The sequence below is a fragment of the Protofrankia symbiont of Coriaria ruscifolia genome (genome assembly GCF_900634745.1).
GTDB lineage: Bacteria > Actinomycetota > Actinomycetes > Frankiales > Frankiaceae > Protofrankia > Protofrankia californiensis.
Genome location: NZ_CAAAFR010000115.1, coordinates 38,220 through 57,902, shown reverse-complemented (window position 1 = coordinate 57,902; position 19,683 = coordinate 38,220). Strand labels below are relative to the sequence as shown.

Here is a 19,683-nt window from a genome sequence, read left to right as displayed (position 1 = left end):
AATTTCGCGCGTCCGACGTGGTTCCGCCCGTGGAAGCCGCGGTTTGTCGGCGTCCGTCCAACCGGGACGTTCGCTGCGGACTGATTCCTGCCCACCGATCCAGTCTGCGTACAGAGAGGCATGCCATGTCCGAGGGCCTGACCGCTGCCGAGCCCGTCCAGCCGGACCACGGATCCGCACGGGCGGCCGCGCTGCCCGGCGGAGCCGGTGCCGGGGGCGGTGCTTACGTGGGAACGGCCCGTGTCAAGCGGGGCATGGCGGAGATGCTCAAGGGTGGTGTGATCATGGATGTGGTCACGGCCGACCAGGCGCGGATCGCCGAGGACGCCGGCGCGGTCGCCGTGATGGCCCTGGAGCGGGTTCCCGCCGACATCCGCGCCCAGGGCGGGGTTGCCCGGATGAGCGACCCGGAGATGATCACATCGATCATCGAGGCGGTATCGATCCCGGTGATGGCCAAGGCGCGCATCGGCCACTTCGTCGAGGCCCAGGTGCTCCAGGAGCTGGGGGTCGACTACGTCGACGAGTCCGAGGTCCTCACTCCGGCCGACCCGCACCACCACATCGACAAGTGGCGGTTCACCGTCCCGTTCGTATGCGGCGCGACCAACCTGGGGGAGGCGCTGCGCCGGATCGGCGAGGGCGCAGCCATGATCCGGTCGAAGGGTGAGGCGGGCACCGGCGAGGTGTCCAACGCGGTCGTGCACATGCGCACGATCAGGGCGGAGATCGCACGCTTGTCCGTACTGGCCCCCGACGAGCTCTTCGCGGCGGCCAAGGAGCTGCGCGCCCCGTACGAGCTGGTTGCCGAGGTGGCGCGGCTCGGCGCGCTCCCGGTCGTGCTGTTCACCGCCGGCGGCATCGCCACCCCCGCGGACGCCGCCCTGATGATGCAACTGGGAGCGGACGGGGTGTTCGTCGGCTCGGGCATCTTCAAATCCGGTGATCCGGCGCGGCGCGCCCGAGCGATCGTCGAGGCCACCACCATGTACACCCACGCCGACGTCATCGCGAAGGTCTCCCGCGGCCTCGGCGAGGCCATGGTCGGTATCAACGTCGGCGAGCTCGCGCCCACGGACCGCTTCGCCGACCGCGGATGGTGAACGACCCCGGGATGGCTCTGTCACAGGCCGAGGCGCCGGCACAGGTTGCCGCCTCGGTACAGGCGTCGGCAGCGACAGCCGGCACGGTGCGGCTGGGTGTGCTGGCTCTGCAGGGCGACGTCCGCGAGCATTCCCGGGCACTGGCCGCGGCCGGTGCCCGGGTTGTCGAGGTGCGCCGGGTGTGCGATCTGGACGCCGTGGACGGGCTGGTGCTGCCCGGCGGCGAATCCACTACGATCGGCCGGTTGCTGCGGGTGTTCGAGCTCCTGGAGCCGCTGCGTGACGCGATCGCGGCCGGGCTGCCGGTGTTCGGTTCGTGCGCTGGCATGATCCTGCTGGCCAGGGACGTCCTGGACGGCCGGCCCGGTCAGCCGCTGCTGGGCGGGCTGGACGTGGTCGTGCGGCGCAACGCCTTCGGTCGCCAGGTCGACTCGTTCGAGGCGGAGATCGACGTCACCGGTGTCGCCGGCGGTCCGGTCCGGGCGGTCTTCATCCGGGCGCCGTGGGTGGAGAAGATCGGGGACGAGGTCGAGGTGCTCGGTAGGGTCGGTGACAGGATTGTCGCGGTCCGCCAGGACAATGTGCTGGCAACCGCGTTCCATCCGGAGCTCACCGGCGATACGCGTATACACCAGCTGTTCGTCAGCATGGTGGAGGGCATCCGTGGAAGGCAGGGGCTGGGACAGGTGAGGGGCACGGCATGAGCGGTCACTCCAAGTGGGCGACCACCAAACACAAGAAAGCTGTCATCGACGCGCGCCGCGGGAAGCTGTTCGCGAAATTGATCAAGACGGTCGAGGTGGCGGCCAAGACCGGTGGTGGGGACCCGGCCGGGAACCCGACGCTTGCGGACGCCATCGCCAAGGCGAAGTCGCAGTCGGTTCCCAACGACAACATCGACCGCGCTGTGAAGCGGGGATCGGGCGAGCTTGCCGGCGGGGCCAACTACGAGGAGATCACCTACGAGGCGTACGCGCCGAACGGGGTGGCCGTGCTCGTCGAGTGCCTGACCGACAACCGCAACCGGGCCGCCTCCGACGTCCGTGTGGCCATCACCCGCAACGGCGGCAGCGTCGCCGATCCCGGCTCGGTGTCATACCTGTTCAACCGTAAGGGCGTCGTCCTCGTCGCAAAGACGCCTGGGCTCGGTGAGGACGACGTCCTGACCGCGGTTCTCGACGCCGGTGCGGAGGAGGTCGACGACCTGGGCGACGCCTTCGAGGTCGTCTCGGAGGCGACGGACCTCAACGCGGTGCGCCTCGCGGCTGCCGGGGCGGGGCTCACGGTGTCCTCAGCGGACCTTTCCTGGTTGCCCAGTGTCAGCGTGCCGCTGGAGGAGGAGACTGCGCGCAAGGTCCTCAAGCTCGTCGAGGCGCTCGAGGACCTCGACGACGTCCAGAACGTCTGGTTCAACGCTGACATCTCCGATGAGATCATGGAGCTGGTGTCGGCCTGACCGCGTTCTCGGCGCCGCTGTGGTTCTCGGTGGCCACGTGGTTCTCGGCATCACCGTGTTCTCGGGTGTGGTCAGTCCGTGGCCCGGTCGCGGATGCATTCCTCGGCAAAGGACAGCGCCCGCAGATGGTAGGAGCGAGCCGCCCACCCCAGGCTGAGGTTATGGCCCGCTCCGCGCTGCCGGACCAGTTCGAAGTGGGGCGCGGCGCTGAACGCGGCACGGATCTCGGCCTCCATCGTCTCGCCGACATCCCACCAGTACTCGTGGTCGGCAAGCGTCCAGCGGACCGGCACCCGCACCCGTGGGCCCAGCAGGGGCAGCATCTGCGGCCACCTCGTGGCATCGGATGCCTCACCGACCGGCACGGGGACCGCCGGTGCCACGCCCAGGAGGAACGTGCCGGACGGGTAAAGGTGCTCCGGCCCCCAGAACAGCTTGCGGGCCGCGATGGCGCGCTGCCTGTGGGTCTCAGCCACGCTGCCGCCGGTGACGCTGAGCTGCAGCGACCACAGATCGTCACGGTATCGTGCCGCCACCCCGGAGACGTCGATTCCGAGCAGGCTGCTGCCGCGCTCGTCCGCGGCGAGTGACACCGACAGCATCGTGCCGAACGAATGGCCGATCAGGAACAGGCCCGCTCCCACGGCGTGGGACGCCGCGAAGGTCTCCAGCGCCCGCCAGGTGATGGCGGTCTGTGCGGCCAGCGTCTGCTGGGCTGGCTCCAGACCCGCCGAGGCGCCGTAGCCGGGACGGTCCAGCGCCAGCACGCTGAATCCCAGGGTCGCGCCGATGGTCAGCAGGGACAGGTCCGGGTGCGCGCGGCCGTGGAAGTAGGACGCGCGCATCCCCCCACCAGGCAGGCCGACGACGACGGCCCGCGGCTCACCGTCGGGTTCGGCCAGCAGCCCGGACAGCTCCACGTCGCCGGCATCGAGGCGGACGTGCCGCGCGCGGATCGGCCCGTGCGCACGCGGCGGTTGCCCGCTCCCATGTTCGGCTGCCGATCCGGCTGCCGATCCGGTCGCCGCTTCGGCGCCGGTCGCGGCATCGGAGCCCATGCGTGGACCTCTTTCCCGGCAGGGCGCCGACAGTCTCCTCAGTGCGCCAACGGTCACCTCACCATATGCCGATCTGTGCTGGGCCGATGGCCGGCTGTGGCATTCCGAAGCGCCGGTTGATTCCGCCCTTGAGCTGCGAGGGGTTTGCCGGGCGGGCGTGTCGCTACACTCGAACAGGCGTTCAGACGTGTCACAATCGTGGCGAACCGCCAGGAGGGCCAGTTCTTCGGGCCACTGGAGGGCCGAAGACTGCGCGATCATGTTTTTCGCGTCGCCGGGAGGCCTAAATCCTCAGGCCACTTGGCGGTCACGATGTCCGACGGATGGTCGGGCTGTTGGTCAACGAGCTGGTTGGGGAGGGTGCCGGTGTTGGTGCTGGGGGTCGATCCGGGGCTTACCCGTTGCGGTCTCGGGGTCGTCGACGGCGGGCCGGGCCGGCAGACGTCCCTGGTCGAGGTCGGTGTGCTGCGCACTCCTGCTACCGACGACGTCGCCTCCCGGTTGTGGGCGCTCGAACGCGGCCTCGGCGAGTGGATCGACCGGCACAACCCCGATGCGGTCGCGGTCGAGCGGGTGTTCAGCCAGGCCAACGTCCGGACGGTCATGGGTACCGCCCAGGCCGGGGCGGTGGCGATCGTCACTGCGGCACGCCGTGGTCTACCGGTCGCACTGTATACCCCTAGTGAGGTAAAAGCTGCGGTCAGTGGCAGCGGTCGGGCGGACAAGGCTCAGGTCACCTTCATGGTGAGCCGCCTGCTGAAGCTGTCCGACCCGCCGCGCCCGGCTGATGCCGCCGACGCCCTGGCCCTTGCTCTCTGTCACTTGTCGCGGGGGCCGGCGCTCGCCAGGATGCGGGCGGCCGTCAGGCAGGCCCCTGCGGTCCCCGGCGGGAGCCTCTGATGATCGCGTCCGTGTCCGGGACGGTTGCCGCCCTGTCCCCCGAAGCCGCCGTCGTCGAGGTGGGTGGGGTCGGTCTGCTCGTCCAGTGCACCCCTGCGACCCTCGCCCGGCTACGGGTCGGGCAGGACGCGCGGTTGGTCACCACGCTGGTCGTCCGGGAGACCGAGCTGACCCTCTACGGTTTTGCCGACGCCGACGAGCGCGACGTCTTCGAGACCCTGCAGGGAGCCTCTGGGGTCGGTCCCAGGCTTGCCCAGGCCGTGCTCGGCGTCCACAGCCCGGACGGCGTGCGCCGTGCGGTCGCGGGGGAGGACCTCACAGCCCTGACGAAGGTGCCTGGTATCGGTCGTAAGGGCGCGCAGCGCATCATCCTCGATCTCAAGGACCGGCTCGGGCCTCCCGCGCCCGCTGCGGGGGATGGCGGCCCTGCCACGGGCGGGGTTACCGGCGGCGATGGCGTCGTGCCGCCCGCGGGCGCCGGCGTCACCGTCGCCGAGCAGGTCCGCCTCGCGCTGCTCGGGCTCGGCTACACCGCGCGGGAGGCCGATGACGCCTTGGCCGCGGTCTGGACCGGTAACGGGCCCGGCGGTAACGGGCATGACCGCCGTGCGGACCAGGACGCTCATGGTGACCCGGAGGCCGCCGCCGGTGCCGGCACCGGCGGCGGTGGCGCCGGCCGAGACGAGGCGCCGGATCCCGTGGGTGTGCTACTGCGCCGGGCCTTGGCCGCCCTGCGACCCCGGTAAGGGCAGCCGATGGATGCCGAGGGTCTGGTCTCGCCGGTGGCCGAGCCGCAGGAGCGTGCCTTCGAGGCCGGCCTGCGTCCGGGGACGTTGGCGGAGTTCGTCGGCCAGCAGAAGGTCCGCGAGCAGCTCACGATCATGCTTGAGGGGGCACGGGCCCGCGAGAGCCCACCCGACCACGTCCTGCTGTCCGGGCCGCCGGGGCTCGGCAAGACCAGCCTTGCCATGATCATTTCCCGGGAGATGGCGGTTCCGCTGCGGATGACCAGCGGACCGGCGGTCGAACGGGCGGGAGATCTCGTGGCGATCCTCACCGCGCTCGCCCCGGGCGAGGTGCTGTTCCTCGACGAGATCCATCGCATCGCACGCCCGGCCGAGGAGCTGCTGTACGCCGCGATGGAGGACTTCCGGGTCGATGTCGTGCTCGGCAAGGGCCCCGGCGCCACCGCGATCCCGTTGGACATCGCCCCGTTCACCCTTGTCGGTGCGACCACGCGCTCCGGTCTTCTCACCGGACCGTTGCGCGACCGTTTCGGTTTCACCGCCCACATGGACTTCTACGACACCGGCGAACTGATCGACGTGCTGGTCCGCTCGGCGGGGCTGCTCGGCGTGCGCCTCACCGGTGATGGCGCGGCAGAGGTCGCCGGCAGGTCACGCGGGACTCCCCGGATCGCCAACCGGCTGCTGCGGCGGGTGCGTGACTACGCCGAGGTGCGGGCGGACGGGGTCGTCACCCGCGAGGTCGCCCAGGCTGCTCTTCGCATCTACGACGTCGACACGCTCGGCCTGGACCGCCTCGACCGGGCGGTGCTGGAGGCGCTGGTGCGCCGCTTCAACGGTGGACCGGTGGGTCTGGCGACCCTGGCGGTGGCGGTGGGGGAGGAACCGGACACGGTCGAGGAGGTGGCCGAGCCGTTCCTGGTACGCGCCGGCCTGCTCGCCCGGACCCCCCGGGGACGCATCGCCACCCCGGCCGCCTTCACCCACCTCGGTCTCGATCCGGTCGAGGGCATCCTGGGACGCTCGCAGGTTCCGATCCCCCCCGTCGACGGCGACTGAGCGCAATCTTGTGGGGCCTGGCGTCGAGGCCCCGCGGCCGGTACGTACCATCGGCCGCACAACATGGGAGGACATGGACGTGCAGGTAATCGTGGTCGCCCAGGAGGCGGCCCAGAACGGCGGCGGTGGTGGGCTCGGCGGGTTCTTTCCCCTGCTTCTCATCCTGGCGCTCGTCTTCTTCTTTATCGTGACCCAGCGACGCCGCCAGCGGGCCCAGCATCAGATCCTGACCTCGCTCGTTCCGGGGACGCTGGTCGTGACCACCGCGGGGCTGTATGCGACGGTGGTCGAGGTCGAAGACGGTGACGTGTTGTTGGAAGTGGCACCGGACGTGGTCTGCCGGTTCACCCGTGCCGCGGTCGCTCGGATCGTCTCCCCGCCGGCGGCGGACGGGCCGCATGACGGCGACCACGACCACGATGGTGACCACGATGGTGACGAGGCGGACGATCACCTCCATGAGCACGACACCGAGGACGGTGGAGCAGCTCATGACCACGTTTCGGACACAGCGCCCGTCGACACGACCAAGAGTGTCGACACGACCAAGCGCAGGGACGCCACCGGCAGCCAGGAGCGGCCGGACGCCGGGAAGCCCGGGGAACCCGATGACCCGGCCTCGGGGCGGGGGAGGGAAGGCTGACCGGCGTCGGTTCCGACCGGCTCTCGTTTTCGTCCTGTTCGACGAATAGGCGAATATCAGCGCTACGAACGTGGTATCGGAACGCCTCCGGCATGACACTCGTTCCGATACCTTGGGCGCGGTCGGCACCGTCGCGCCGTGACGGTTGCTCCACACCGGTTTCTCCGGTCGTGGACGGATCGCCGTCCATCGGGTAGGTCCACCAGGAAGCAACGTGAGCGCGACGGCGCGTGACGAAGGGATATCCGTTGGCACGAGGGTCAGGGCGACGGCGTAAGGCCGCGAGCCCCGCCTGGTCCCGGATCGGGCTTCTCTTCGGGATCATTGCGCTGCTTTACTCCACCATGGCGCTGACATCCACCTGGACGCCGAAGCTCGGCCTGGACCTGCAGGGCGGGACGAGTGTGATCCTCACGCCCCGGTCGACCGAGCCTGGCAAGGGCGTTGACAGCGGTGCCGTCAACAAGGCCGTCGACATCATCCGGGAGCGGGTCAACGGGCTCGGTGTCGCCGAGGCCGAGGTCAAGCGCAACAACACCCAGATCGAGATCTCGGTTCCCGGTCGCGGTCGCAACGATGTCGTCGAACTGGTCGGGCAGACCGCCGAGCTGCGTTTCCGCCAGGTCTACACCTCCGCGGCCGCCGCCCCGGCCCCGGCGGCCGCACCGACAGCCCCGGCGGCCGCACCGGCCACACCGACGGCCCCGACAGCAACACCGACGGTTCCGGCGGCCGCCGCCCCGGCCTCTTCACCCGGGCCTGGCGCGTCTTCACCCGGGCCTGGCACGTCCGCGAGCCTGCCCGCCGTCACCGCTCCGTCGGTGTCCACCACGACCCGGTCGGACGTGGTCGGTGCCGGCCTGCTCGCTCAGGCAGCGCGGACAGCCCCGGCCGGATCGGCCGCACCGGCCGCACCGGCACCGCCGGCGACTGCCGTGGTACCGCCGGCGACGGCGGACCAGCCCGCGCCGGCCAGCGCCGATACGCCGCCGGCTGATGTCACCGGCAGGTTCGAAAGCCTGACCTGCGCACCGTCGGACGTTCGCAGCCGGGTGGCCAGCACCGATCGGCCGACGGACTGGGTGGCCTCCTGCGATCGTTCCGGCACCGTCAAGTACCTGCTGATGCCCGCGACGGTGGTCGGTACCGATGTGAAGTCGGCGACGGCCGGGCTTGCGAGCTCGGGTGGAACCACGTCGGTGAGCACCGGCGAGTGGGTCGTCAACGTCAGTTTCACCGGTGGTGGGCAGGCGAAGTTCACCGCTCTGACCGAGAAGACGATCGGCAAGCAGGTAGCGATCGTGCTGGACGGGGTGGTGCAGTCGGCTCCGAGCACCAACGACCGTATTGCCGGTGATGCTCAGATATCGGGCTCGTTCACCCAGTCCAGCGCTCAGGACCTCGCCAACGTGCTGCGCTACGGTGCCCTGCCGCTTGCCTTCGAGCAATCCAGCGCCGAGTCGATCTCCCCGACCCTGGGTCAGGACTCGCTCAACGCCGGCCTGCTAGCCGGTGTCATCGGCCTTGCGCTGGTGACGCTCTACTCGTTCATGTACTACCGGGCCCTCGGGATAGTGGTGCTCAGCTCGCTGGCGGTGAGCGGACTGCTGGTGTACGCCTCTGTCGTGCTCCTGGGTAAATGGATCGGGTTCACCCTCACGTTGGCCGGGATCGCCGGTCTGATCGTGTCCATCGGCGTCACCGCGGACTCGTTCGTCGTCTACTTCGAACGCATCAAGGACGAGGTTCGCCAGAACCGCAGCGTGCGCGTGGCGGTCGACCGTGCCTGGCCGCCGGCCCGGCGGACCATGTTGTCCGCGGACACGGTCTCCTTCCTCGCCGCCGCGGTGCTCTACGTCCTTTCGGTCGGATCCGTCCGGGGATTCGCCTTCACCCTCGGGCTGTCCACCCTGGTAGACGTACTGATCATGTTCGTCTTCACCAAACCGGCCGTCTGGCTGCTCGTGCGCAGGTCGTTCTTTGCCACCAGCCGTTTCTCCGGCCTCACCATGGCGGCGGTTCGTGGCCAGTCGAGTGGGACCGCCCCCCCTTCCGCGCCGCGTCTGACCAAACGGGAGAAGGCCGGGGTTGCCCCGGGCCGGGCCGGGGCCAACAGGGCTTCGGCAACAGAGGCGGACACCTCCGGGTCCGACCAGGATTCGCCTGATCTTCATTCGTCGCGCGACCCGCGGCCGTCATGGTCGGGTCCGTCCGGCACGGCGCAGGGGGAGTAGAGATGTCCTGGGCCAGCCGGCTCTACCGCAGTGAGTCCTATGTCGACTTCGTCGGCCGCCGCCGGATCTGGTATGTCGCCTCCGGCGTCCTGCTGGCCGTCTGCATCGCCAGCATGCTGATCCGGGGTTTCTCCCTGGGGATCGACTTCAAGGGCGGTGCGCTGTTCCAGTTCCCGTCCGGGGGCAGGTCGGTTGTCGAGGCCGAGGCGACCTTGTCCTCGATCGGGGTCAACCCGGCCGACTCGGTCATCCAGGAGCTCGACACATCCCACCAGTTGCGGGTGCAGACCCCGACCCTCTCCGGTGCGCAGGCCAGTTCGCTCCAGGACGCCATCGAGAAGCGTTTCGAGGTTGCCCCGACCGACATCGACATCTCGACGGTGGGCGCGTCGTGGGGGTCGACCATCACCAGCAAGGCACTGCAGGGGCTCGCGGTGTTCCTGGTGCTGGTAATGGTCTACCTGTCGGTCCGGTTCGAGTGGAAGATGGCGGTTGCCGCCATGGCCGCTCTCATCCATGACCTCGTTGTCACGATGGGTGTCTACTCGCTGGTCGGTTTCCAGGTCACCCCGTCCACGGTGATCGCTCTGCTGGCCATTCTCGGGTTCTCCCTCTACGACACGGTTGTCGTCTTCGACCGGGTCCGGGAGAACACCGCCGGCATGGGCACGACCAGCCGACGCACCTACGCGGAGGCCACCAACGACGCGTTGAACGAGACCTTGATGCGTTCGCTCAACACCTCGTTCATCGCGCTCGTACCGGTCGCCTCGCTGCTGTTCGTCGGTGCCGGTCTGCTCGGCGCCGGCACCCTGGAGGATCTCGCCCTCGCCCAGTTCGTGGGTATCGCCTCGGGCACTTATTCGTCGCTGTTCTTCGCCACTCCGGTGCTGGTGGATCTGAAGAAGAACGAGCCGGCGGTCAAGGCGCTGGACCAGCGGGTGGCCCGGGCGCGGGCGGTGGCCGCCCGCGAGCCCGTCAGGCAGTCCCGACGCGCGGCAGCGGTTGCCGGTGGTCGTGCATCTGACACTGTGGCTGTGGCGGCCGGTCGGGGGCCGGGGAGTGGATTTCCCGATGCCGCGACCACCACCACAGACGCTGATGATCGTGGACGTGAGGAGTCTGCCAGCGGCCGTGAACCGGCTGTCGCCGGCGCCCGGCCGGGACGACCCGGTGCGGCGCGCCGTCCGGCACCGGCCCGGCGTTCTGGCCGCAAAGGTCGTCCCAGCGGTAAAAAGCGGCGGTGACGACCATCGAACCAACCGAAACGACCAGCGGAGCGGCAGGTGCCGGAGCCGCCGGCGCCCTCGGCGCCACGGCACGCGGCACCACCGCCGCGGACGTGCTGCGCGCCCATATCCGGGATGTCACCGACTTCCCCCAGCCCGGGGTGGTCTTCAAGGACATCACGCCGTTGCTGGTGACACCGGCCGCCTTCACGGTGGTCATCAACGAGTTGGCCGCGACCGCGGGCGGCTATGGTGCCACCGTCGTGGCGGCCATCGAAGCACGTGGCTTCCTGCTGGCGGCCCCGGTCGCCTACCGCACGGGTGTAGGCGTCGTGCCCATCCGCAAGCAGGGCAAGCTTCCCGGTGAGACGGTCAGCCGCACCTACGACCTGGAGTACGGCACCGCCACACTGGAGGTGCAGGCCGACGCGTTCCGGCCGGGTGACCGGGTGCTGCTCGTCGACGACGTGCTGGCCACGGGCGGTACGGCGGCCGCCGCGGCCGAACTGGTCCGCCAGTCCGGCGCGGAGGTCGTCGGTCTCGCCGTGCTCATGGAACTGACGTTCCTGTCGGGACGTGACCGGCTTGCGCCACTCGAGATCTCATCGATCATGGAAGTTTGATCCTAGAGGTTTGGTGCTCCCGGGCTCGGTGACCTCGGTTGTGGCGACCCCGGCCGTGTGACCTTTGTGTGATCCACGGGTATTGGCCGGGGTTGCGGAAGGAGAACGGCTCACGGAAGCGTTAGCCTTCAGGGGTCCGACATGAAGCAGGAGCGGCTTGTGCCCGAGGCAGCCCCGGTGACGACCGGAGTGTCCGAGCCTGGCGCGACGACCGTTCGGGAGTCGTCGGTGGCAGGCGAATACGCCGTGCTCGCCTGCGGGGATGGCCGCGGGCGTCCGCCCGCCGACGCACCGTCGCCGGAGGCTGGGTCAGGATGTACGCCGCAGGCCGTGCCCTCAGGACGCGACACGGTGGCCGACGGTGCGCCGCGGCCGGCCGTTGCCCAGCCGGCCGCTACGCAGTCGGTTTCCCAGTCGCCACCAGCTGTTTTCTCGGCTCCGTCGGCTCCGTCGGCTCCGTCGGCTCCGTCCGGTCGGCCGGCCCCGTCCTCTCCGTCGGCCGCACCGACCCGCCAGCCCGGACTCCTCATCGACCACGGGGAGTCCGGCCCCGGCCCCGGCGACGGTTCGCCGGTGGTTCCGCGGCTGGGGCACGAGTCGCCACCGCTGCCGCGCCGGGTCCGCGGGCGTTTCCCCAGGCTCGCGTCACACCGGGCCACCCCGCCATCACTGCTGGATCCGGTGCTGCGCGGTCTGCTCGCGAACCATCCCCGGGCCGACGTCGGCCCGGTGCACCACGCTTTCGAGACCGCGGCGGGGGTGCATGCCGGTCAGGTCCGCCTGTCCGGCCATCCCTATGTCACCCATCCCGTCGCGGTCGCGAGCATCCTTGCTGATCTCGGTATGGACACGCCGACCCTGTGCGCCGCACTCCTGCACGGCACCGTCGGCCAGACCGGCATGACGCTCGAACGGATCCGGGAGGAGTTCGGCGAGCACGTCGCGCTGGTTCTCGACGCGGTGATGAAACTGCACCGGGTGAAGGTCGGCGAGGGTGCCCAGGCGGAGACGATCCGGCGCATGGTGGTCGCGATGGCCCGCGACCCCAGGGCTCTTGTGATCAAGCTTGCCGCCCGCCTGCACAACATGCGGACGCTGCGCTTCCTGCCCGAACACAAACAGGAACGCAAGGCCCGGGAGACCCTGGAGATCTACGCCCCGCTGGCCCACCGGCTCGGGATGAACTCGCTCAAGTGGGAGCTGGAGGACCTCGCCTTCGCGACCCTCTACCCGAAGCGGTACGACGAGATCGTCCGGCTGGTGGCCGATCGTGCGCCGAGCCGGGACACCTACATCACCACGGTGGTGACGCAGGTGCAGGCGCATCTGGGCGAGGCCAGGATCAAGGCTGTCGTCACCGGCCGGCCCAAGCACTACTACTCGATCTACCAGAAGATGGTGGTCCGCGGCCGGTCGTTCGACGACATCCACGACCTGGTCGGGATCCGCGTGCTGGTCGACTCCCTGCGTGACTGTTATGCGTCCCTGGGCACCATCCACGCGAACTGGAAGCCGATCCCGGGCCGGTTCAAGGACTACATCGCGATGCCCAAGTTCAACATGTACCAGTCGCTGCACACGACGGTGATCGGGCCCGAGGGCAAGCCCGTCGAGTTGCAGATCCGGACACACGCGATGCACAACCGGGCCGAGTACGGGATCGCGGCGCACTGGAAGTACAAGGAGGACGGTGTCGGCGCACGGCCCTCCGGGGAGGCCAGGGCAGGTGCGTTCGGGCTCGCCGACGGCGCGTCCAGGGCGGGTGGTTCCCGGGGCGGCGGCCGGTCCCGGCGGGACTCCTCCGGCAACGACCAGACCGCGTGGCTTCGCCAGATCCTCGACTGGCAGCGGGAAGCCGCCGAACCCGGTGAGTTCCTCGACAGTCTGCGGTTCGACCTGCACACCGACGAGGTCTTCGTCTTCACCCCCAAAGGGGACGTGATCGCGCTGCCGGAGGGGGCGACCCCGGTCGACTTCGCCTACGCCGTCCACACCGACGTGGGCAACCAGTGCGTGGGGGCGCGTGTCAACGGCAGGCTCGCCGCACTGGACACCACGCTGGACAATGGGGACACCGTCGAGGTCTTCACCTCCCGGGCGCATTCGGCGGGCCCGAGTGAGGACTGGCTGACCTTCGTCCGGTCGTCCCGGGCCCGTACGAAGATCCGCCAGTGGCATGCCCGGGAACGGCGTGAGGACGCCATCGTCGCCGGACGGGACGCGATCGCCCGGATGATGCGTCGCCACGGTCTGCCGCTGACCCGTCTGATGAGCGGCGACGTGCTGCCCAGCCTGGCCAGGGACCTGCGCTACCCGGACGTCTCCGCGCTGTACGCCGCGATCGGCGAGAAGAACATCAGCGCGCAGCACGTCGTGGGTCGCCTGCTGGCCGCTCTGGGGGGGCCGGAGGGTGCGGCCGAGGACGTCGCCGAGACCGCACTGCCCACCCGCGCGCTGCAGCGGTCGGTCGGCGATCCAGGGGTGATCGTCGGCGGCTCCGAGGACGTGTGGTCGAAGCTTGCCCGCTGTTGCACGCCCATGCCCGGGGATCCGATCATCGGATTCGTCACCCGGGGGAAGGGCGTGTCGGTCCATCGCCACGACTGCCCGAATCTGGCGACTCTGCGCAATGGGACCCGTGATCGGACGGTGCCGGTCGAGTGGGCCGCGTCCTCAGGATCGGTGTTCCTCGTCGTCATCCAGGTCGAGGCGACCGACCGCGCCCGCCTGCTGTCCGATGTCACCCGGGTGTTGACCAATCACCACGTCAACATCCTCTCGGCGTCCGTGACGACGACCAAGGATCAACGTGCGGTCAGCCGGTTCACCTTCGAGATGGGGGACGCCAAGCATCTCGGGCACATCCGGGACGCTGTGCGGTCGATCGACGGCGTGCACGACTGCTACAGGGTCACCTCCGGCACGAGGTGCTGACCATGCTGACGTGGTGGGGGGATCCGGCGGTTTCCACCGGGGGGAGCCGCCGGCCGCACCCGCGTCGCCGATGTCGCCGTGGCGGGAGATCGTCACCGGCGGGCGGCGGGGCTGCGGGACTGTTCCGCGCCGGGACGTATCGACGCGCTGGGACGTATCGAGGGGGAGCGCTATGGACGCTGAGATCGTAGGTGCCGGGATGCAGGGCGCGGCATTGCCCGCGCGGATGGATCGGTCCAGCGAGGGGCATGCCGGCGGGGGGGACGACGCTTCGCGGACTCTCGCCGCCGCGTGGCTGGCCGGCAGCCGCCTGGCTCATCTTGCCCGCCGGGTGGCAGCGGCCCGAAGTTCGCCCTCGGTACCACCCGTGTTGCGGGACATCATCGAGAAGCACTGCCTGCACCATCCCAAGGCCGACGTCGCCCTTGTCGTCCACGCCTACGAGGTCGCCAACCGCCAGCATGCCGGCCAGATGCGACACAGCGGCGATCCGTACATCACCCACCCGTTGGCGGTCACGGAGATTCTCGCCGAACTCGGGGTGGACACCACCACGATCGTCGCGGCGCTCCTGCACGACACCGTCGAGGACACCGGCTACACCCTGGAGGCCGCCGCGGCGGACTTCAGCCCGGAGGTCGCCAACCTCGTCGACGGGGTGACCAAACTCGACAAGATGCGCTTCGGGGACGCGGCCGAGGCCGAGACGCTGCGGAAACTGATCGTTGCGCTGGCCAAGGACTACCGGGTGCTGCTCATCAAGATCGCCGACCGTCTGCACAACATGCGGACCCTCGGCTTCAAGTCACCACCCAAGCAGGCACGCATCGCCCGGGTGACGCTGGAGATCCTTGCGCCGCTGGCGCACCGGCTCGGCGTGAACGTCATCAAAAGGGAGCTGGAGGACCGTGCGTTCGCCGTCCTGTATCCCGACGAGCACATGCGGATCAGGTCGGTGGTCGAGACCTTCACGGCCGCGGAGCGCGAGTCCGGCCAGCTTGCCTCGGTCGTCGACGCGCTCGCGAGCGGTCTGGCCGAGGCGCGGATCGACGCCAGGGTCTCGGCCCGGACGAGTCACCTCTTCTCGATCTACAAGCGGGCGCAGGAGCGTGGCTTCGAGGCGCGGGACTACAACGACATCGTCCGCGTCCTGGTTCTCGTCGACTCGATTACTGATTGTTATGAAGCGCTCGGGGAGGTACACGCCCTCTGGCGACCGGCGCCGGGAAGACTGCGCGACTTCGTGGCCACGCCCAAGTTCAACATGTACCAGTCCCTGCACACCACCGTCATGGACCCGGCCGGCAAGCCCGTCGACATCCAGATCCGCACGGACGCGATGCACCGGCTGGCCGAGACGGGGATCATCGCAAGGCCGGTCGGACCGTCCGCGGACGGCGCCCGGCTGGAGGGTCTGGCATGGTTGCACAGTCTTCTCGACTGGGAAGGCGATGCCAAGGACCCCGGCGAGTTCCTGGAGTCGCTGTCGGCGGACCTCGAGTCCGACGAGGTGCTCACCTTCACCCCCAAGGGCCGGGTCATCGCGCTGCCTGCCAGGTCCACGCCGGTCGACCTCGCCTATGCCGTCCATACCGAGCTCGGGCATCGGGCCATCGGTGCGCGGGTCAACGGCCGGCTGGTCCCGTTGCACACCCGACTGCGCAACGGCGACGTGGTGGAGATCCTGCGTTCCGGGCTCGCGACAGCCGGCCCCTCCGAGGACTGGCTGGACTTCGTCAAGACCTCCAGGGCCAGGGTGCGGATCCGTCGCGGGTTGACCAGACAGCGGCGGGACGCCAACACCCAGCAGCCGGATGCGCAGTATCCGGATGTTCGATATCCGGATGCCCGACATGGCGACGCCCCGGAGTCCGGCATGCGCCATCTCGACCCGCAGCATCCGGACACCGGCGCCGACGTTGTCCCGGACACCGCCGTCCCGGACACCGCCGTGGACGCCTCCCGCCAGCCCGGATCCGTCGTTCACTGCGCCCCTGTACCGGTCCTGTCGGCCCTGTCCGCTCCGCCGGCTCCGACGGCCCACTCCAGGCGGAGCCGGCGACGTTCACGGGACGCGGACGAGGCGCAGACCTGGGCGGGGACGGCCGCCGTCGACGGCCGCAGTAGCGTTCCGGTCCGTCTTGCCCGGTGTTGCCTCCCCCTGCCCGGGGACGACGTCGTCGGGTTCACCACCACGCACAGCCCTGCCGTGTCCGTCCACCGGTCGCAGTGCGTGAACGCCGCAAGTGATCGGCATCGGGTCGTGGTGACGTCCTGGCTCCCTCCGGTGGAAGGCACGTTTCCCGCCGAGATCGTGGTCGAGGCGTTCGACCGCTACGGGCTGCTCGCAGACATCACCGAAATGTTGTCGGACGTGTCGGCCACGGTCCGTTCCGCGTCCTCGATCACCTCCGAGGACCGGGTGGCACGTGCCCGTTTCACGGTCGAGGTCGCCGGGCCAGCGCAGTTGGACGCGCTGCTCGCGGCCGTGCGGACGGTCGGTGGCGTGTACGACTGTTACCGTGCCGGTGGGACGCCCAGCTGATCCTGTCACAGCCCCGTTCTCGCCCTTTGCGAACTGACGCTTTGTGAAGTGGTGATGATCTTTTCTCTGGGCGATCCAGTGACTTGCCTGGATTTTTCGTTGAAGTGACGGACCCATCCCCTTGATCGCCGTACCTTCACTATCGTCTTGGCCCGGGGCCCCTTGTCGATCTTTGATTGGCAGGGTTCGGCGTACGTCGACGGCCCACCGGCCTCGGCAGCGGGAGATGGCACTGGCGCATCCATGACCTGTGCTCGGATGGGGCAAGCGTGCGGGCAGATCCCAACGGGCCGCGGCGGTGCGGTCACGCCGGATCCCACAGTGCAAATCGAATTATTTCAAGAAGTCACAATGTTGACCGACGGAAAGCTGTTGTTGGACTATGAGGTGGCGGCCCACGGTATCGGATGCCATATTCGGCAATGCTGGGAACGATCGGCCGCCGCAATGGGTCGGCATATGCTAACCCATTTCATTGCCGAGCACAGGAGGAGATCGGCAACCATGACTTTGACCGAGGAATCGCCGACAAGCACGATAACCGTCCATCCGGTCGCCGGCCACATCGGTGCCGAAATCACCGGCGTGGACATCGCCCAGCCGCTGGACGAAGAGGCCGTCGCCGCGATCAAGAGCGCTCTGCACCGCTACAAGGTGGTGTTCTTTCGCGAGCAGAATCTCGACCATGCCCAGCAGATCGCCTTCGGCCGGCGGTTCGGTGAGCTCACGTATGCCCACCCGCATGACGATGCACCGCCCGAGGAGTACCCGGAGATCTTCACCGTCGACCCGCGGCGCTACGAGGACCGCTACGGCAAGGACTTCCGTGAGGAGACGCGTCGACGCCAGTACAGCTACTTCACCGGTTGGCACACTGATGTCACGGCCGCGGTGAACCCGCCGGCGGGATCGATCCTGCGGGCGGAGATCGTGCCGACAGTCGGCGGAGACACGCAGTGGACTAATCTGGTGGCGGCATATCAGGGGCTGTCCGAGCCGGTCCAACGGTTCGTGGACACGTTGCGCGCCGAGCATCGCTACGGCGGCAGTGAGCGCCCGGTTGGCGACAGCATCTACGCGCGACGGGTGAATGACAATCTGCTGGTTTCCGTGCACCCGGTGGTTCGCGTGCACCCGGTGACCGGGGAGAAAGGGCTGTTCGTCAACCCTGGGTTCACCAGCCACGTCGTCGGGCTCACGGCCAGGGAGAGCCGCGCCGTGCTGGATCTGCTCTACGCGGAGATCACCCGACCCGAGTACACCGTGCGGTTCCGCTGGGAGCCGGGCAGTGTCGCGTTCTGGGACAACCGTGCCACCGCGCATCTCGCGCCGCGTGACATCGAGCATCTGCATGTCGAGCGCAGGCTGCACCGTGTCACGCTGATCGGTGATCGACCGGTCGGCCCGGACGGGCGCGAGTCCGAGCTGATCGCCGGCCGGCCGTTCACCGCCGATCACCAGGTGGTGGTCGGCGTCTGAGGCGCGCACGCGCAGCACCTGCCCCTGAGCGGACCATCGCGATCCTCCGCCCACCGGGCACGGTCCCGCCGCGACCATGCCTGTCCGTCCCAGAACATGTGGTCGCGCGGGGGCGGCTACGTTCTCACATCGTGAGCGGTGCGCAGGGACTCTGGAAAATGGGACTGGTTTCTGCGAACATGCCCTCTATGACTTCCCAGGCAGCGGGCTTCCGGTCACGCCGCCACGTTGACCTCCGGCGGCAGGCAGCCGCGCTGTGTTCGCCTTCGGCGTGAGGTTATGTCGACGCTGACGCGTCGGCCATGCCCGGCAGCAGATGCCCGGCTCGCCCGCTCCGGAGGAAAACCCCATGTACCGCAACGGTGGTACGCCACTAAGGCGCCTGCGCGCGCAAAGCTCGCCCGCCAGTGGCGTGCGAAGGAGCTCCAACGCGGGCGTGGTGTTGCGCGCGGTGCTCGACCACGGTCCGATCGCGCGCAGCACGATAGCCAGACTCACAGGGCTGTCCCCCGCCTCGGTCACCGGCCACACCGCTGAGCTCATCAGGCTCGGTCTGCTCAAGGAAATGCTGGAGATGACGGCGCCGAACGGGGTCGGCCGACCCCATGTGCCGGTGGATCTCGACACGGATCATCACATCGTCTGTGGTGTGCACATCGCCGTACCACACGCCACGGTCGCGCTGCTCGACCTGCGTGGCCGGGTCATCGTGCAGCATCGGGAACCCCACGCGGGTGCCAGCCCGTTGCGGGTGCTGGAAAGGGCGGCATCGGTATTGTGGGCGTTACTGGCCGAGCATGCCGGCGACCGGGTTCCGCTCGGTCTCGGTGCGGCCAGCGGCGGATGGGTCGACCAGACCACCGGGATGCTCGTGGAGCACCCGCTGCTCGGTTGGCACGACGTGCCGTTGCGGGACATACTGGCCGACCAGACTGGGCTTCTGGTGCAAGTGGACGCGCACTCCCGGGCGCTGGTGCACGCGGAGCGGCTGTTCGGCCAGCACCGGGCCAGGGCGAGCATCATGCATCTGTTCGTCGGTAACGTGGTGGACGCGGCTTTCGCGACCGGTGACACCGTGCACCACGGCCCCCGGTCAGCGGCTGGCGCGATCGCCCATCTGCCGGTCGAGGGCAGCACGGAACTATGCTCGTGTGGTCGTTCCGGTTGCCTGCAGGCAACCGTGTCGGAACGGACGTTGGCGCGGCGCGCCGCCGACGCGGCCATCATCGCCGAACCGTCCTTGCCCGCGTTGTTGCGGCTCGCCCAGGACGGTGATCGTGCCGCGATGCGCCTGTTCCTCGATCGGGCGCGGTGCCTTGGTCGGGCGGCGGCACAGCTCATCGACGTGTTCAACCCCGAGGTGCTGGTCGTCGTGGAGCAGGGGGTCAGCCATCTGCCCGGATGCCTGGTCGAACTCCGGAACGAGGTGAGTGCCCGCTCCTGGGTGTGCAAGGACCCGGAGCAGACGGTGGTGGCGACCAGTTTCCCCGGCCACGCGCTCGCCACATCGGCCGGCGCGGTGATGCTCGACATGCTCCATCGTGATCCGTTGGGACCGATATCCGATCGGCTTTGCCGAGCCTCGTGACGCAGGCAGCGTAAATCCAGTTAATTCACGATCGCGCAATGTTGACTAGATGGATGCCGGTTGGCGAGGATTGTTCCATGAACAGC

15 protein-coding genes are annotated in these 19,683 nt (G+C 69.1%); 14 read left to right on the top strand and 1 reads right to left on the bottom strand.

Annotated elements, in window-relative coordinates:
- Positions 1 to 125: 125 nt before the first annotated feature.
- Genes pdxS through CV1CTNOD_RS14110 form a run of 3 tightly spaced genes read left to right on the top strand, consistent with a single transcriptional unit; the run spans position 126 to position 2,559 of the window.
- The gene (pdxS, locus tag CV1CTNOD_RS14120) at positions 126 to 1,103 is read left to right on the top strand and encodes a pyridoxal 5'-phosphate synthase lyase subunit PdxS (RefSeq protein WP_131786557.1); all 978 of its coding nucleotides are present in this window, start codon (positions 126 to 128) and stop codon (positions 1,101 to 1,103) included.
- A gap of 11 nt (positions 1,104 to 1,114) precedes the next feature.
- Complete coding sequence (gene pdxT / locus CV1CTNOD_RS14115; RefSeq protein ID WP_242606680.1) at positions 1,115 to 1,807, top strand: pyridoxal 5'-phosphate synthase glutaminase subunit PdxT; 693 nt, start codon at positions 1,115 to 1,117, stop codon at positions 1,805 to 1,807.
- Positions 1,804 to 2,559: a YebC/PmpR family DNA-binding transcriptional regulator gene (locus CV1CTNOD_RS14110; protein ID WP_131786556.1), complete on the top strand. Its 756-nt coding sequence runs from the start codon at positions 1,804 to 1,806 to the stop codon at positions 2,557 to 2,559. Before pdxT ends, CV1CTNOD_RS14110 begins: the two co-directional genes overlap by 4 nt.
- Positions 2,560 to 2,630: 71 nt before the next feature.
- On the opposite strand, the gene CV1CTNOD_RS14105 is transcribed toward CV1CTNOD_RS14110, so the two are convergent.
- Positions 2,631 to 3,617 (bottom strand): alpha/beta hydrolase, encoded by a 987-nt coding sequence (locus CV1CTNOD_RS14105; RefSeq protein ID WP_207386435.1) that lies wholly within the window; start codon positions 3,615 to 3,617, stop codon positions 2,631 to 2,633.
- Between the two features lie 366 nt (positions 3,618 to 3,983).
- Here CV1CTNOD_RS14105 and ruvC point away from each other — a divergent pair, with 366 nt between their 5' ends.
- The 11 genes from ruvC (at position 3,984) to CV1CTNOD_RS14050 (ending at position 19,597) form a co-directional block, all read left to right on the top strand.
- The gene (ruvC, locus tag CV1CTNOD_RS14100; RefSeq protein ID WP_131786555.1) at positions 3,984 to 4,517 is read left to right on the top strand and encodes a crossover junction endodeoxyribonuclease RuvC; all 534 of its coding nucleotides are present in this window, start codon (positions 3,984 to 3,986) and stop codon (positions 4,515 to 4,517) included.
- The gene (gene ruvA, locus CV1CTNOD_RS14095) at positions 4,517 to 5,263 is read left to right on the top strand and encodes a Holliday junction branch migration protein RuvA (RefSeq protein ID WP_131786554.1); all 747 of its coding nucleotides are present in this window, start codon (positions 4,517 to 4,519) and stop codon (positions 5,261 to 5,263) included. Before ruvC ends, ruvA begins: the two co-directional genes overlap by 1 nt.
- Before the next feature lie 9 nt (positions 5,264 to 5,272).
- The gene (gene ruvB / locus CV1CTNOD_RS14090) at positions 5,273 to 6,322 is read left to right on the top strand and encodes a Holliday junction branch migration DNA helicase RuvB (protein WP_131786553.1); all 1,050 of its coding nucleotides are present in this window, start codon (positions 5,273 to 5,275) and stop codon (positions 6,320 to 6,322) included.
- A gap of 73 nt (positions 6,323 to 6,395) precedes the next feature.
- Positions 6,396 to 6,965 (top strand): preprotein translocase subunit YajC, encoded by a 570-nt coding sequence (gene yajC / locus CV1CTNOD_RS14085; RefSeq protein ID WP_131786552.1) that lies wholly within the window; start codon positions 6,396 to 6,398, stop codon positions 6,963 to 6,965.
- 248 nt (positions 6,966 to 7,213) lie between these two features.
- Positions 7,214 to 9,199 carry a protein translocase subunit SecD gene (gene secD / locus CV1CTNOD_RS14080; protein ID WP_431607115.1) on the top strand — a complete coding sequence of 662 codons (1,986 nt, stop codon included), beginning with the start codon at positions 7,214 to 7,216 and terminating at the stop codon, positions 9,197 to 9,199.
- A gap of 2 nt (positions 9,200 to 9,201) precedes the next feature.
- Complete coding sequence (secF, locus tag CV1CTNOD_RS14075) at positions 9,202 to 10,446, top strand: protein translocase subunit SecF (RefSeq protein ID WP_131786550.1); 1,245 nt, start codon at positions 9,202 to 9,204, stop codon at positions 10,444 to 10,446.
- The gene (locus CV1CTNOD_RS14070) at positions 10,443 to 11,051 is read left to right on the top strand and encodes an adenine phosphoribosyltransferase (RefSeq protein ID WP_431607114.1); all 609 of its coding nucleotides are present in this window, start codon (positions 10,443 to 10,445) and stop codon (positions 11,049 to 11,051) included. Before secF ends, CV1CTNOD_RS14070 begins: the two co-directional genes overlap by 4 nt.
- Before the next feature lie 141 nt (positions 11,052 to 11,192).
- Positions 11,193 to 13,985, top strand: coding sequence for a RelA/SpoT family protein (locus CV1CTNOD_RS14065; protein WP_242606679.1), 2,793 nt, complete (start codon positions 11,193 to 11,195; stop codon positions 13,983 to 13,985).
- A 172-nt stretch (positions 13,986 to 14,157) separates the two neighbouring features.
- A complete protein-coding gene (locus tag CV1CTNOD_RS14060; RefSeq protein ID WP_131786549.1) occupies positions 14,158 to 16,530 on the top strand; it encodes a RelA/SpoT family protein in 2,373 nt (790 codons plus the stop codon).
- 504 nt (positions 16,531 to 17,034) lie between these two features.
- Positions 17,035 to 18,009, top strand: a complete 975-nt coding sequence (locus tag CV1CTNOD_RS14055) for a TauD/TfdA dioxygenase family protein (RefSeq protein WP_131786548.1) — start codon at positions 17,035 to 17,037, stop codon at positions 18,007 to 18,009.
- 349 nt (positions 18,010 to 18,358) lie between these two features.
- Positions 18,359 to 19,597, top strand: coding sequence for an ROK family protein (locus CV1CTNOD_RS14050; RefSeq protein ID WP_131786547.1), 1,239 nt, complete (start codon positions 18,359 to 18,361; stop codon positions 19,595 to 19,597).
- The last annotated feature ends 86 nt before the right edge of the window (positions 19,598 to 19,683 follow it).

What these genes read in the sequence shown, in the direction of transcription:
- CV1CTNOD_RS14060 (WP_131786549.1), top strand. Translation starts at nt 14,158, where the DNA reads ATGGACGCTGAGATCGTAGGTGCCGGGATGCAGGGCGCGGCATTGCCC.
- pdxT (WP_242606680.1), top strand. Translation starts at nt 1,115, where the DNA reads ATGGCTCTGTCACAGGCCGAGGCGCCGGCACAGGTTGCCGCCTCGGTA.
- CV1CTNOD_RS14055 (WP_131786548.1), top strand. Translation starts at nt 17,035, where the DNA reads ATGACTTTGACCGAGGAATCGCCGACAAGCACGATAACCGTCCATCCG.
- yajC (WP_131786552.1), top strand. Translation starts at nt 6,396, where the DNA reads ATGGACGTGCAGGTAATCGTGGTCGCCCAGGAGGCGGCCCAGAACGGC.
- CV1CTNOD_RS14065 (WP_242606679.1), top strand. Translation starts at nt 11,193, where the DNA reads ATGAAGCAGGAGCGGCTTGTGCCCGAGGCAGCCCCGGTGACGACCGGA.
- CV1CTNOD_RS14105 (WP_207386435.1), bottom strand. Translation starts at nt 3,617, where the DNA reads ATGGGCTCCGATGCCGCGACCGGCGCCGAAGCGGCGACCGGATCGGCA.
- CV1CTNOD_RS14050 (WP_131786547.1), top strand. Translation starts at nt 18,359, where the DNA reads ATGTACCGCAACGGTGGTACGCCACTAAGGCGCCTGCGCGCGCAAAGC.
- secF (WP_131786550.1), top strand. Translation starts at nt 9,202, where the DNA reads ATGTCCTGGGCCAGCCGGCTCTACCGCAGTGAGTCCTATGTCGACTTC.
- ruvB (WP_131786553.1), top strand. Translation starts at nt 5,273, where the DNA reads ATGGATGCCGAGGGTCTGGTCTCGCCGGTGGCCGAGCCGCAGGAGCGT.
- pdxS (WP_131786557.1), top strand. Translation starts at nt 126, where the DNA reads ATGTCCGAGGGCCTGACCGCTGCCGAGCCCGTCCAGCCGGACCACGGA.
- CV1CTNOD_RS14110 (WP_131786556.1), top strand. Translation starts at nt 1,804, where the DNA reads ATGAGCGGTCACTCCAAGTGGGCGACCACCAAACACAAGAAAGCTGTC.
- ruvA (WP_131786554.1), top strand. Translation starts at nt 4,517, where the DNA reads ATGATCGCGTCCGTGTCCGGGACGGTTGCCGCCCTGTCCCCCGAAGCC.